11 protein-coding genes are annotated in these 13,292 nt (G+C 62.2%); 6 read left to right on the top strand and 5 right to left on the bottom strand.

Features of this window, described 5'->3' with window-relative positions; all coding sequences use genetic code 11:
- The 6 genes from ACMLHG_RS12230 to ACMLHG_RS12205 all read left to right on the top strand — a co-directional run.
- A partial coding sequence (locus ACMLHG_RS12230) for a PQQ-binding-like beta-propeller repeat protein (RefSeq protein ID WP_417170663.1) occupies positions 1–1,832 on the top strand: 1,832 nt, incomplete at its 5' end.
- A gap of 4 nt (positions 1,833–1,836) precedes the next feature.
- Entirely contained in the window at positions 1,837–2,907 is a 1,071-nt protein-coding gene (locus ACMLHG_RS12225) for a hypothetical protein (protein WP_294436164.1), read from the top strand.
- Positions 2,908–4,041 (top strand): rhomboid family intramembrane serine protease, encoded by a 1,134-nt coding sequence (locus ACMLHG_RS12220; RefSeq protein WP_417170662.1) that lies wholly within the window; start codon positions 2,908–2,910, stop codon positions 4,039–4,041. It begins immediately after the preceding gene.
- Between the two features lie 124 nt (positions 4,042–4,165).
- On the top strand, positions 4,166–7,318 hold the full coding sequence (locus ACMLHG_RS12215; RefSeq protein WP_417170661.1) for a hypothetical protein: 3,153 nt from the start codon (positions 4,166–4,168) through the stop codon (positions 7,316–7,318).
- Between the two features lie 201 nt (positions 7,319–7,519).
- Positions 7,520–8,278 (top strand): hypothetical protein, encoded by a 759-nt coding sequence (locus ACMLHG_RS12210; protein WP_295810455.1) that lies wholly within the window; start codon positions 7,520–7,522, stop codon positions 8,276–8,278.
- 219 nt (positions 8,279–8,497) lie between these two features.
- The gene (locus ACMLHG_RS12205) at positions 8,498–10,342 is read left to right on the top strand and encodes a phosphoenolpyruvate carboxykinase (GTP) (protein WP_295810457.1); all 1,845 of its coding nucleotides are present in this window, start codon (positions 8,498–8,500) and stop codon (positions 10,340–10,342) included.
- A 226-nt stretch (positions 10,343–10,568) separates the two neighbouring features.
- Here ACMLHG_RS12205 and rplQ read toward each other — a convergent pair whose 3' ends face one another.
- The 5 genes from rplQ to rpmJ form a co-directional block, all read right to left on the bottom strand.
- The gene (gene rplQ / locus ACMLHG_RS12200; RefSeq protein WP_417170660.1) at positions 10,569–11,039 is read right to left on the bottom strand and encodes a 50S ribosomal protein L17; all 471 of its coding nucleotides are present in this window, start codon (positions 11,037–11,039) and stop codon (positions 10,569–10,571) included.
- Positions 11,040–11,041: 2 nt separating this feature from the next.
- A complete protein-coding gene (locus tag ACMLHG_RS12195; RefSeq protein WP_294436172.1) occupies positions 11,042–12,058 on the bottom strand; it encodes a DNA-directed RNA polymerase subunit alpha in 1,017 nt (338 codons plus the stop codon).
- Positions 12,059–12,198: 140 nt separating this feature from the next.
- Complete coding sequence (rpsK, locus tag ACMLHG_RS12190) at positions 12,199–12,645, bottom strand: 30S ribosomal protein S11 (RefSeq protein ID WP_294436173.1); 447 nt, start codon at positions 12,643–12,645, stop codon at positions 12,199–12,201.
- A gap of 86 nt (positions 12,646–12,731) precedes the next feature.
- On the bottom strand, positions 12,732–13,130 hold the full coding sequence (gene rpsM / locus ACMLHG_RS12185) for a 30S ribosomal protein S13 (protein ID WP_294436174.1): 399 nt from the start codon (positions 13,128–13,130) through the stop codon (positions 12,732–12,734).
- 44 nt (positions 13,131–13,174) lie between these two features.
- A complete protein-coding gene (gene rpmJ / locus ACMLHG_RS12180; protein ID WP_106054617.1) occupies positions 13,175–13,291 on the bottom strand; it encodes a 50S ribosomal protein L36 in 117 nt (38 codons plus the stop codon).
- Position 13,292 lies beyond the last annotated feature (1 nt).

Raw genomic sequence — 13,292 nt, 5'->3', positions numbered from 1 at the left:
CGCCGGTCGGGTTGAAACCTCGTTCCGTTCCGCCGCCGATCGGGTTGAAGCCGCCGGCTGTTCCGCTGTCGGGCGGCGAGGAGAAGCGGGAAGGGGCCCGCGCAATTCCCGCGCTCCGGCTGCCGCCACGGCCTCAGACCGTGGGAACGCCGCCGGCGGAGACGCCAGAAGAAGAGGTCCCGGCCGTGCCGCCGCCGGAAACCCCGCCTCCGCCGCCGCCCGCGCCACTGCCATTCCCGAAATCCGGATTTGTCCCGCCGCCTCCTGCGGAGCCTCCGTCGCCGCGCGAGGAGGATGAGGTGAGTGCGGAACCGCCGGAACCGGATATCCCGACCGTACAGTACGACGTGGACCGGAGCCGCGATTTCAATCCGCACACCGGGGAGATCGTGCGCAAGTCGATCAAATGGACCTTCCGGGCGGCGCTGCTGGTCCTGCTTCTCTGGGGCGGCTGGTTCGTCTACGGCCGCTACTTCGACCCCGCCGGGCGGATCGCCTGGAAGAAGGAGATGCCGATTCCCACCTTCCACCTGATCGAAAATCGCGACGGCAAACTCACCTTCCTCGCCGGCGGCACCGTGTGGCAGGTGAACAGCGCCGACGGCACCGCGGAGAAACGCTCCGAAACCCCGCGGCTCAACTGGTATCAGGAGAAGGGCGCCATGTGGCCGGTCGGAAAGAGCGCCGCCCTCTTCGGCCGGGAGAATCAGCTCGCCCGTTTCGACTTCTCCGGCAAACTCGTCTGGGAGAAGTCGTTCGAAGCTGATATCACCGACGTTTCCGTCGGCGACCGGGCTGTACTGGTCCGCACCGTCAAGTCGCAGTTGCGTTCCAATCCGCGCAACCAGTTCGACTTCGAATACATCCGGACCCGGCGGCTGATCAACCTCGCCGACGGGGCCGTTCTGCAGGAGCATACCGGCAAGCAGGAGGAGCTGTTTCTGCAGGAGTTCCTGCTCGGCGCGCAGCTGTTCCGCATCGAACCCGCCGGCAAGGCGGGGGAGGAGAAGGGAATCCGCATGATCGTGGCCGATCCGCTCTCCAGTAAGGAGGCGTGGCGCCTCACCACCGCCGACCGCTTCGCCTGGGGGCCGGTTCTGAGCGGGGAACTGCTGCTTTTCAAACTCCGGGAAACGCTCCATGCGCTTCGCGCCTCCGACGGGGCAAAGAGGTGGAGCCTGAAAAAGATCGGAGATTTCTGCGGCTTCGTGCCCGGCCGGGAAGGGAAGGAGGGCTATTTCTCCGACGCCGAATCCCTCTGCCGCGTGGACCTCGCCGCCGGGCGCGAAGTGTGGCGGAAGCCGCTGGCCGGCCGGGTGCTCACCGGCATCACCGCCGACCGCGTCTATCTGGAAGGCGCCACCGAAGAGGTGGAGAAACCGGTCGAGGAGAAGGAGCGAAAACTCCCGAATGCCTACGAGAAACTCGCGAAGGAGGATGTGGTCATCCGCCAGATCCTGCAGACGCCGCGCCGTCCGTCCGTGCGGATCAAGCGCACCCTCGCCTGCCTCGACGCCGCGAACGGGGAGGAGCTCTGGTTGAAACCGGAAATTCAGGGCGAACTCATCGCCGACGGAACACGCGCCCTGATCTACTGGGACTCCGCCTCCAGCGGCGTGCTTTCGATGGTCAACCAGAGCAATGTGGGCTACACGATGCTCGAACAGCTCTCCCTCTCCTCCGGCGGCCGCCGCTATCTGCGCAAGGATGAGATCGCCGTCGCCGAACCGAAAATCATCTGCGGCGACAAGCTGCTGGCCGCCTACTACGACCGGGCGAGCGGGCCGGAATCCCCGAAGATCGGACTCGCCGCCTTTCTGCTCAAGGAGTGACGCTGTGGAGGAGCATGCCGGACAGATCCCGCCGGAGCGGCCGGAGCTTCGGGCGGAGGCGGAAGCCCGCGCCGCGGAGATCGTATCCGGACTGCTCTCGCGCGACAACCCGTTTCTCTGCTGCGTCCACCCGGAGGAGGAGGCCGCCGCCTCCTGCCGCCGTTGCGGCCGGCCGCTTTGTTTCCGCTGTTTCTCCGACTCCTACCCCGAACTGCTCTGTCCGGACTGCCGCACCCTGCAGCATCGGCGCGAACTGATCCGGGGCGGAATCCGCGCGCTCCGGCTGCCGGTGCTCTGGGTGATGCTCTGCGTCATCCTCTCCGGAACGGTCTATCTGGCCGGATTCAACAATCCTTCGCTCGAAGGGATGGTGCGCCGGGACGCCCGGCGGCGCTGGTTTCAGCAGGAGGCGCCGCGCCTCTGCCTGATGCGGGCGGCGCGCGAATACCGCCGGGCGGAGAAGCTCCGCCGCGACGGCGACGGGGAACGCGCCGCGGTCTGGGCGGCGCACAGCGCCCGGGATTTCTCCGACTCCGCCCGGCTCTGGCACGATGCGCCGGTCTATCCGATTCTGCGGTTCGGCGAGGCGAATGCGATGGCGCTCTGCGGGGAACGGGAGGCGGCGCGGCGGCTGCTGGCGGCGATCAAAGTTCCGATGGAGCACCCGCTCACTCCCGCGCTCCGTTTCCGCCAGGGGGAGTGGGCGGAGGAGTGCGGCGACGGGGAGGCGGCGAAGGAGTTTTTCCGTGCGTCGCTCTCCGCCGCCATCCGGCTCAAGCAGAATTCGCTCAACCAGTTTCTCGACCACTATCTCACCAATCCGGTCGAGGGAAGCACCTTCTTCACCGTTCTCTACACCTGCAACGGTTCGATGGTGTATGAGGAGGTGATGGAAAAACTTCTGCCCCGCCGGGAGCTGGATTTCCCGGAACTGGAAATGGAGCGCCGTCTGCGAGCGACCGCCGATCACGTGGAGAAGGCGGTCGAAACAATAGAGGAGAGCCGCCGGGGGGACGGCGAGTTCCGGGTGGAGCAGCCCGGAGAAGAGGATTTCATCGTGGAACGGAGGCCGTAAATGTTTGTATTTCTTCCTTACCGGGCCGACGACGACGAATATGCATTCGAGCGGAAACCGTGGCTGACCTGGTGCATTCTGGCGCTCTGCATCGCGATCTACATCGCGATGGCGTACGGACTTTCCGAACAGCAGATCGAACACCTCTACTACGAATTCGGCTGCGTCCCCTCCGAATTCCACTGGTGGACGATCTTCAGTTGCACTTTGTTCCACGGCAGTGTCGGCCACCTGATCGGAAATATGTTTTTCTTCTTCATCTACGCGCCGATGTGCGAGAAGGCGTTCGGTCACGGCCGCTTTCTCCTGCTCTATCTGCTGGGGGCGGCGGCCAGCATGGGCGGTCATTTGCTGATGACGCCGGTCTTCTATCGCGACATCCCCTGCATCGGCGCGTCGGGGGCGATCTCGGCGGTGCTCGGCGCGTTTCTGGTCGCCTTCCCGACGGTCCGGATCAAGTCGGTTTTCGTCGTGCTGATCTTCTTCCCGCGGCCGGTGGTCCTTTCGCTGCCCGCCTGGCTCGTGCTCGGGTGCTGGTTCCTGATGCAGATCTTCTACAGTTTGAATGTATTCGGCGGCGCGGTCGAGGTCGCCTTCTGGGCCCATGTCGCCGGATTCGCCGCCGGGGCGCTGATCGGCAGCGGCTATCTCTGGATCGACCGCTGGAAACAGAAGCTCGATATCGCCGACTGTCTCCGCCGTCTCAACACCGGCATCGCCGTCGATCCGGAGGATCTCCGCTGGCTCAACGCCAACGGCTACATCGACTCCGCGTTGCTCGAAGCGCTGACCACCACCGACGACGAGCTCGCCTTCGTGCGGCTCAACACACAGCTCCGCCTCGGCCGGCGCGCGCGCGATGACGGCAAGGTGATCCTCTGCTACTACCGGCTCCTCCGCCGCGTCCCTCCGGAGGAGATCAACGGCGACATCCACGCGGCGGCGATGCGTTCGGCGCTCTCGCTCCATGCGGCGGGCATCGCCGGGTACGCCGGATTTCAAGCGCTCGTCCGCCACGACGAGACCGCGCCGCTTCCCGGGGTGATTCTGGAGGCGCTCGCCGAAGCCTGCGAACTGCGCGGCGACGACGACGGTGCGGGGGAACTCCGGCGGTTCGCCGCCGAGCTTTCCTGACAGATCGTGCTGATTTTCTTTCAAAAAGTGAAGGTTTATCTGCCGGAACGCGATATAGTATATAGAAGAAAGCTTTCCGGAGGGGTTCCGGAACCGCAGGGCAAGTCGAGAGAGGAAATCGGGTATGGAGAATTTATACGCCGCCGACCAGAAGAAGGATTTGGAAGAGCTGTTCCGCGCACCGGGTGCGCTCTATCGCGACACGCCGTTCTGGGCGTGGAACTGCAAACTGGACCGGGAGCAGATCCGCCGCCAGATCGCCGCGTTCCGCGAGATGGGGATGGGGGGCTTTCACATGCACGCGCGTACCGGGCTGGCCACCGCCTATCTCGGTCCGGAGTTCATGTCGATGGTCCGGGAATGCGTCGACGTTGCGAAGCGCGATTCGATGCTTGCCTGGCTCTACGACGAGGACCGCTGGCCCTCCGGCGCGGCGGGCGGCATCGTCACGCGCGAGCCGAAGTTCCGCGCCCGTTATCTGCTCTTCACCCCCAACCGGCGCACGGAAGCGCCCGACGCGGCCAACGACAACTCCGGGAAGCTGCTCGGCTGCTATGCGGTCCGGTTCGACGCCGATGGTTGTCTCGCCGAATCCCGGATGATCGGCGAGGAGGAGGCTCCGGGCGAAGGGTTCGAAAAATTCTACCTCTACCGGATGGTTCGAGGCAAAGAGAGCTGGTTCAACGATGAAACCTACGTCGACACGCTCAACCCCGCCGCCATCCGCCGCTTTGTCGAGGTGACCCACGAGGCGTATGCAAAATGTGCCGGGGAGGAGTTCGGGCGGACGGTTCCGGCGATTTTTACCGACGAACCGCAGTTTTCCTTCAAGTCGGTCCTCAAGTTCGCCGGTGAGCGGAAGGATGTGATCCTGCCCTACACCGACGACCTGCCGGAGAGCTACCGGGCCGCCTACGGCGCGGAGTTTCTGCCGACTCTGCCGGAACTGGTCTGGGAGCTGCCCGGCGGCGCCTGGTCGCTTGCCCGCTACCGCTACCATGACCATGTGGCGGAACGGTTCGCCGCCGCCTTCGCCGACACCATCGGCGAGTGGTGCGAGGCGCACAACCTGCGGCTGACCGGCCATATGATGTCGGAGCCGACGCTCGAATCCCAGACCTCGGCGCTCGGCGAAGCGATGCGCAGCTACCGCTCCTTTCAGCTGCCCGGCATCGACATGCTCTGCGACGACATGGAGTTCACCACCGCCAAACAGGCGCAGAGCGCCTCGCACCAGTACGGCTGCGGCGGCGTGCTGAGCGAACTCTACGGCGTCACCGACTGGGACTGCGACTTCACCGTCTACAAGGGGCAGGGGGACTGGCAGGCCGCGCTCGGTGTGACGGTACGGGTTCCCCACCTTGCCTGGATGTCGATGGCGGGGGAGGCAAAGCGCGATTATCCCGCCTCGATCGCCTGGCAGTCCCCGTGGTGGAAGCGCTACCGGCTCATCAGCGACCACTTCGCCCGGGTCGATGCCGCGCTGACCCGGGGGGCGCCGCAGGTCCGCGTCGGAGTGATCCACCCGGTCGAATCCTACTGGATGGTCTACGGGCCGCAGGATCAGACCGCCCGCCGGAGAAGTCAGATTTCGGAGGGATTTGAAAATACCGTCTCCTGGCTGCTCGACGGACTGGTGGATTTCGATCTCATCGCGGAGTCCCTGCTTCCCTCGCAGTCGCCGGTCCAGCTGGGGAAGCATTTCATCGTCGGCCGCATGGCCTACGACCTGATCGTGGTTCCGCCGGGCATCACGATGCGTTCGACCACGATCGACCGGCTGGAGAGCTTCGTCGCCGCCGGCGGCAAGGTGATCTTCGCCGGCGATGTGGCGGTCTGCTGCGACGCGGTGCTCTCCGACCGGCCGGCAAAGCTGGCGGAGAAGTGCCGCCGGATCGACTTCTCCCGCACCGCGTTACTCGACGCTGTCGAGGAGTGCCGCGACGTCAAGGTGGTTCGGCAGGATGGGTATCCGGCGGAAAAACTGCTCTATCAGATGCGCCGGGACGGGGAAAAACGCATTCTCTTTCTCGTCAACACCGAGCGGGCGGGGGAGATCCGTCCGCTCCGCGTGATGATTCGCGGCGCCTGGCAGCTCCGGCTGTTCGACACACACAGCGGAGCGGTCACGCCGGTCGAGGCCCGGCAGGAAAACGGCTGGACCATTGTGGAAAACGACTTCCCTCCGCACGGCCATCTGCTGCTGGAACTTCTCCCTTCCAGTGAAAGCGTCGGCCGGCCGCTGCCCCGGATTGTCGCCGGAGAGGCGGAGGTGGAGGCCGCCACCGTCGGGTTCCTCCGCGGCACGATGCCGGTAACGCTCGACGAACCCAATGTGCTGGTGCTCGACCTGCCCGAGTGGCGGCTCGCGGGCGAGGCGGCGTGGCGGCCGCGGGAGGAGATCCTCCGGGCGGACGATCAGATCCGCGACCTGCTCGGACTTCGGCGGCGCGGCGGTCAGATTGTTCAGCCGTGGGCGCAGGCGGCCTCCGGCGAACCGGTGGGGCGGGTGGAGCTTCGTTTCACGGTGGAGGCGACCTGCGACCTCGCGGCTCCCGAACTGGCGTTCGAGCCGCCGGCGGAACCTTTCGAAATTGAATGGGATGGTCAGCCGGTAACGTTTCACGACAGCGGATTCTGGACGGATGAGTGCGTGCGCAAAACTCCGTTCCCGGCGATTGCGGCCGGGAAACACGAGCTGATTTTCCGCTGCGACTACTCCGCCCGGAGCGGGCTCGAACGCTTCTATCTGCTGGGTGATTTCGGTGTCGAGGTCCGCGGGGACGAGACGCGGCTGATTGCGCCGGTCCGCGAACTGCACTGGGGCGACATCGCCGCGCAGGGGCTCCCCTTCTACGGCGGGAACGTGACCTACCACGCGACCGTTGACCTGCCCGCCGGCGGCCCCTGCCGGTTGCGGATTCCGGGGCGGTACCACATGCCGGAGGCGCTGCACGGCAACCTGGTGGTCCGCGAGGTGCCTTACGCCGGATTCCACGGCACGCTGATCGAGGTCGCCGTGGACGGCAGAGAGGCCGGCGCGATCGCGTTTGCTCCGTTCGAATGCCCGCTCGGGGAGCTCGCCGCCGGGCGTCACGCGGTTGACCTCACCCTCTACGGCCACCGGGCGAATTCGTTCGGGGTGATCCACCTCGCCTTCCGGATTCCGTGGATCGGACCGCAGGCGTGGCGGACCCGGGGGGATCAGTTCTGCTATGAATACCGGCTTCGTCCGCTGGGCATCACGACGGCTCCGCGGATTCTCCGGGAGTGCTGACGCAGTACCGAAAAAAAAGGAGGAGGTTTTTCGAGGGAAAACGCTCCTCTTTTTTTTTGGCTTTTCACAAAAATGTGAAAAAAAATCGTGCAAAAGGCGGAAAAGAATTTGAATTTTTCATCAATGTATTATACCGTATAGAAGTAAAGGCAGATCAGGTTATATGCCTTGACGAAAAACAATAAAAAAAGGGGTTCGATAATGGTATTCGTATATGGAGCATTGATGTTCCTGGCGCTGGCCGGCATGATCGTGTGCAGTAAGAAACAGAAGACCAATCCGGCCATGCAGCCGATCGCCTTCGTGCTCTTCATCGTGGTCGTGATCGGTGCGATCATGCTGCTCAAGGAGATGGAGATCTTCGGCAACAGCAACAGCAGCCTGCTCAGCAATGAGCTGAAGTTCTACTCTTCGCAGGGGTACAAGGTCGGCAAGTATTTCGCGAAGAACGACGCCGGCAAGAAGGTCCTGTTCGTGGTCGAGCCCGAGCTGGTCAACAGCGAGAACATCAAGGGGCTGGTCGAAGCGTTCTCTGAGGGGTACGGCTCGAACAATGTGGTGATCGATACCGTTGTCCTGCCCGGCAATCAGTCCGAGGCGCCGATGCCGCTCTACATGATGATGAAGGCGAAGGACTTCGATGCTCTGCTTGAGAAGCATCCCGATGTTCAGATTGTGGTCAACACGATCGGTCTGCCGAGCGACCTGCACAAGATGAAGTATTGGAAGGCCAAGAAAGATGCCCGTCCGGCGCTCTTCCTGCTCGGCATGCCCTCCGGCCGCATCGACGGTCTTGCCGAGGCGATTGCCAGCGGCGACATCGCCGGCATCGTGACCTCCAATCCGCAGGCGAAGTATGACGTCAAGGCTCCGAGCGATCCGGAAGAGGCGTTCGACATCCGCTACATCCTGATCAACAAGGACAATGTCGAACAGAACAAGAGCAATCTCCTGAACTGATTCGATATCGCTCGATCTGCGAAAGCGTCGTCGCAAATGCGGCGGCGCTTTTTTGCTTTTCCGACCTTTGGAAAAAATGGAAATGAGGGGGAGTTTCTCTTTTTTTTGTGGTTGAATTTTCGCTTTCTGCTTGTAATCGGACCGAGTTAGATGTATATTTTAGAGATTATACCGAGAGATTACCCAACCCCAAAACATAGTTCGGAGGATTTCAAAATCATGACGAAACAACTTAACGCGATCCCGACCGCGAATGAAAAGCTGGTCAAGTGGGTCCAGAGCTGGGTCGAGCTGTGCAAGCCCGACGCCGTTTACTGGTGTGACGGTTCCCGCGAGGAGTACGACCGTCTCTGCAACGAGCTGGTTGAGTCCGGGCTCGCCATCCGTCTGAATCCGGCCAAGCGCCCGAACAGCCTGCTGTTCCGCTCCGACCCGTCCGACGTGGCGCGTGTCGAGGCCCGTACCTTCATCGCCTCCAAGAAGCAGGAAGATGCCGGCCCGACCAACAACTGGATCGACCCCGTCGAACTCAAGAAAACCATGACCGCGCTCTATGACGGCTGCATGAAGGGCCGCACGATGTACGTGATCCCCTTCTCGATGGGTCCGGTCGGTTCGAACATCGCCAAGATCGGCGTCGAGATCACCGACTCCGCGTACGTCGTGATCAACATGGAAATTATGACCCGCGTCGGCACCAAGGTTCTTGAAGTGCTCGGCAAGGATGGCGAATTTGTTCCCTGCGTCCACTCCGTCGGCAAGCCGCTCGCCCCCGGCGAGAGCGATCACGGCATCTGGCCGTGCGCGCCGATGGACAAGAAGTACATCGCGCACTTCCCCGAAACCCGCGAAATCTGGTCCTACGGCTCCGGTTACGGCGGCAACGCTCTGCTCGGCAAGAAGTGCCTGGCGCTGCGTATTGCGACGGTTCAGGCCCGCGACGAGGGCTGGATGGCGGAGCACATGCTCATCCTCAAGCTGACCAATCCGAAGGGCGAAGTCAAGTATGTCACCGGCGCGTTCCCGTCGGCCTGCGGCAAGACCAACCTGGCCATGCTGATCCCGACCATTCCGGGCTGGAAGGTCGAGACCGTCGGCGACGATATCGCCTGGATGAAGTTCGACGACAAGGGCTATCTGCGTGCGATCAACCCGGAAGCCGGTTTCTTCGGCGTCGCGCCCGGCACCAGCATGAAGTCCAACAAGAACGCCATGCTCTCCTGCGCGAAGGACACCATCTTCACCAACGTCGCGCTCACCGATGACGGCGATGTCTGGTGGGAAGGCATCGGCTACGATGCGCCGGATCACCTGATCGACTGGAAGGGCAACGACTGGAAGCCCGGTATGGTCGATGCCGACGGCAAGCCGGTGAAGGCCGCTCACCCGAACGCCCGTTTCACCGCCCGCGCCTGCAACTGCCCGGCGATCGCTCCGGAGTGGGAAGATCCTGCCGGTGTGCCGATCTCCGCGTTCCTCTTCGGCGGCCGTCGTCCTTCGACCCTGCCGCTGATCTACCAGGCCAAGAGCTGGGAACACGGCGTCTTCATCGGTTCGACGGTCGGTTCCGAAGTGACCGCCGCCGCGCTCGACGTCAAGGCCGGCACTGTCCGCCGCGACCCGTTCGCCATGCTGCCGTTCTGCGGCTACAACATGGGGGACTACTTCAAGCACTGGCTCGATATCGGCAAGGCCGGCGCCGCCAAGGGCAACCTGCCGAAGATTTTCTGCGTGAACTGGTTCCGCAAGAATGCCGAAGGCAAGTTCATGTGGCCGGGCTTCGGTGACAACAGCCGCGTGCTCGCGTGGGTCTTCGACCGCTGCGACAACGCCGGAAAATACAAGGATACTCCGATCGGCATCATGCCGACCGAGGACGCCATCGATCTTACCGGAATCGAGGATGAGGTCAGCAAGGCCGATCTCGCCGAACTGCTCAAGGTCGATGTCGAGGGCTGGAAGAACGAGCTGGCGATGATCAAGGAACACTACAAGAAGTTCGCCGGTCATCTGCCTGCCGAGCTTACGGAACAGCTCGAAGAGCTCGAGGCGCGTCTGAAGTAACATTCAGCATACGCAAAGAGGCAAATACCCCGGATGGCATCAACGCCTTCCGGGGTATTTTTTTTGTACGAAACAAGGAGGCGTGGAGCCCTTCCGGTGTCTTTGAACGTCCCGATGGTATTCCCCTTGCGAAAATCGGCCCACTGCTTTGAGAGGGCTGTTTCAGGCAAAAAAAACGGAACTCTCGTTTGAGAGTTCCGCTTTTTAAAGATCGAAAGCTGTGAAGTTATTCGGCTTTCGGAGCCTCTTCGGCCTTGGGGGCCTCTTCCGCCTTCGGAGCTTCCGCCTTCGGAGCTTCGGCCTTGGGGGCCTCTTCCGCCTTCGGAGCTTCCGGAGCGACGCCGGCTTCGACCAGCTGGAGAATGCACATCTCCGCCGAGTCGCCGCGGCGCTTGCCGAGCTTCAGGATGCGGGTGTAACCGCCGTTGCGCCCCTCATAGCCCGGAGCGATCTCGTCGAAGAGACGCTTGACCGCGCCCTTGTCGCGCAGTTTGGAGACCGCCAGACGACGACGGTGCAGGTCACCCTTCTTGCCGATGGTGATCAGCTTCTCCGCGAAACGGCGCGCTTCCTTGGCCTTCACCAGCGTGGTTTCAATCTTCCCGCTGAGAAAGAGGCTGCTGACCATGTTCGCCAGCATCGCGCGGCGATGGGCGCTGGACCGACCGACTTTAAACGTAGCTACTCTATGACGCATGATTACTTGGTCTCCTCAACTTCGGACCGGACCCGGACCGATTCCGCTTCGAGAGCGGACATCAGACGGTCGCTGAGGCTCATGCCCAGCTCCAACCCGAGCTTTTCAATTTTTTCCTTGATTTCATCCAGCGACTTCTTGCCGAAGTTCCGGTATTTGAGCATCCGGCTCTCCGTCTTGGTGCAGAGTTCGCCGATCAGCTTGATATTGGCGCTGTTCAGGCAGTTCATCGCCCGGACCGAAAGATCCAGAATTTCGACGTCATGCGACAGCAGCTTGAACATCTTGGTCTCTTCCTCGGTGAGAACCACATCCTTCTCCACCACCTGGTTGCCCATGAAGGGCTGCAGGTGATCGCGCAGAATCCGGGCCGCCTCTTCCAGTGCATTCTGGGGGCTGATCCGCCCGTCGGTCCAGATTTCGAGCTCGAGGCTGTCCATTTCGGTCTCTTCGCCGACGCGGGCGGCACCCACCTGGTAGTTCACCCGGGTCACCGGGCTGAACAGGCAGTCGACCGGAATCGTCCCGATCGAACGGGGCGCGGTATTCTTTTCCGCCGGGAGATATCCTTTGCCGCTGATCACTTCGATCTCGGCGCGGAACGGCAGCGACTTATCCAGCGTGCAGATCACCTGGTCGGGGTTGAGCACCTCGACCGTGCTGTCGCAGACGATGTCCGCCGCGGTGACCTTGCCTGCCTTGTCCTTGCGGATCTCCAGGGTTTTCGGCCCGTCGGCATGCAGATTCAGACGCACACACTTGAGATTGAGCACGATCTCGGTGATGTCTTCCACCACATTGTCCAGAGAGTCGAACTCGTGCTTCGCTCCGTCAATACGGACCGAACAGATCGCCGCACCTTCCAGCGAGGAGAGCAATACCCGGCGCAGCGAATTTCCCAGCGTATGACCGAATCCGCTCTGGAACGGAGCCGCGATGAATTTCGCGTAATTTTCAGTCGCACTCGCATCGTCCACAACGATCGACTTGGGCATCGGAAAACCGATTGCAGCAGTCATATTTATCCTCCAAATTCATTATGCTTTTCAGCACATTTTCCAACAAGCACTTCCGGCTCTCCCGGCAGAACTGAAACAACCTGTGCGGCTGAACCGCAGCCGGCCGTTCCGCCCGGGAGGCCGCCCCTACCGGACCCTCGTCAGACCCGGCGACGCTTCGGAGGACGGCAGCCGTTGTGCGGAACCGGCGTGATGTCCTTGATCGTGCTGATTTCCAGCCCCGCGGCGGCAATCCCGCGGACGGCGGATTCGCGGCCGGCACCCGGCCCTTTGATGCGGACTTCCACTTCCTTCATGCCGAGGAGCTGCGCCTTCTTGGCCGCATCTCCGGCGATCACCTGAGCCGCATACGCGGTGCTCTTGCGGGAGCCCTTGAAACCGTTCTTGCCGCCGGTGGACCAGCACAGAACATTGCCGTGCAGGTCGGTGAAGGTCACCTTCGTATTGTTGAACGTCGCCAGGACGTAGGCAATGCCGGACGGAACATAACGGCCGCTTTTGCCGCGCTGTTTCGGAGCTGCGGCGGGAGTGCTTTCCGCAGCCGGAGCCTCCGCAACCGCCTCATTATTCTTCACTTCTTCAGCCATGATATTGTATTTCCTACATTAAAACAATCTGGTCATTCTCATTCCCGGCAGCGGGATTTCATGCTGCCGACGGATTCCGGAGGGCCTCAGCCCTTGGCGGCCAGACGACGCTGGGTTTTGTCGCGGATGGCGCCGATCGTAATCTTCTTGCCCTTGCGGGTACGAGCATTGGTTTTGGTGCGCTGGCCGCGAACCGGCAGGTTCCGGCGGTGACGCACGCCGCGGTAGCAGTTGATCTGCTGCAGCCGGCGGATGTCGGCGGAGATCTGGCGGCGGAGGTCGCCTTCCACCGTCAGGTCATCCTGAAGAATCTTGGTGATTTTGGCAATCTGATCCGGAGTGAGATCCTTTGCCTTGAGGTTGCGGTCGATACCGACCTTCTCAATGATTTCCAGCGCCAGCGCCGGACCGATGCCGTAGAGATAGCGCAGCGAAAATTCGACACGCTTGTTGCCCGGGATGTCAACACCAATGATACGAGGCATAACTCTCTTCCCTCAGTTAACGTTTATCTTTGTTCAAACCTGTGTCAGCCCTGCCGCTGCTTGTGGCGCGCATCCCGGGAACAGATGACCCGGATCGTGCCGTTACGCTTGATGATCTGGCAAAATTCGCATCTGCGCTTTACCGATGCCCTCACTTTCATG

The organism is Victivallis sp. (assembly GCF_048170485.1).
Classification (GTDB): domain Bacteria; phylum Verrucomicrobiota; class Lentisphaeria; order Victivallales; family Victivallaceae; genus Victivallis.
Note: the sequence above shows the minus strand (reverse complement) of the source record. Positions and strands in the feature narration are given on the sequence as shown.

What these genes read in the sequence shown, in the direction of transcription:
- rpsM (WP_294436174.1), bottom strand. Translation starts at nt 13,130, where the DNA reads ATGCCTCGTATCATTGGTGTTGACATCCCGGGCAACAAGCGTGTCGAA.
- rplQ (WP_417170660.1), bottom strand. Translation starts at nt 11,039, where the DNA reads ATGCGTCATAGAGTAGCTACGTTTAAAGTCGGTCGGTCCAGCGCCCAT.
- ACMLHG_RS12220 (WP_417170662.1), top strand. Translation starts at nt 2,908, where the DNA reads ATGTTTGTATTTCTTCCTTACCGGGCCGACGACGACGAATATGCATTC.
- rpsK (WP_294436173.1), bottom strand. Translation starts at nt 12,645, where the DNA reads ATGGCTGAAGAAGTGAAGAATAATGAGGCGGTTGCGGAGGCTCCGGCT.
- ACMLHG_RS12195 (WP_294436172.1), bottom strand. Translation starts at nt 12,058, where the DNA reads ATGACTGCTGCAATCGGTTTTCCGATGCCCAAGTCGATCGTTGTGGAC.
- ACMLHG_RS12210 (WP_295810455.1), top strand. Translation starts at nt 7,520, where the DNA reads ATGGTATTCGTATATGGAGCATTGATGTTCCTGGCGCTGGCCGGCATG.
- ACMLHG_RS12215 (WP_417170661.1), top strand. Translation starts at nt 4,166, where the DNA reads ATGGAGAATTTATACGCCGCCGACCAGAAGAAGGATTTGGAAGAGCTG.
- ACMLHG_RS12205 (WP_295810457.1), top strand. Translation starts at nt 8,498, where the DNA reads ATGACGAAACAACTTAACGCGATCCCGACCGCGAATGAAAAGCTGGTC.
- rpmJ (WP_106054617.1), bottom strand. Translation starts at nt 13,291, where the DNA reads ATGAAAGTGAGGGCATCGGTAAAGCGCAGATGCGAATTTTGCCAGATC.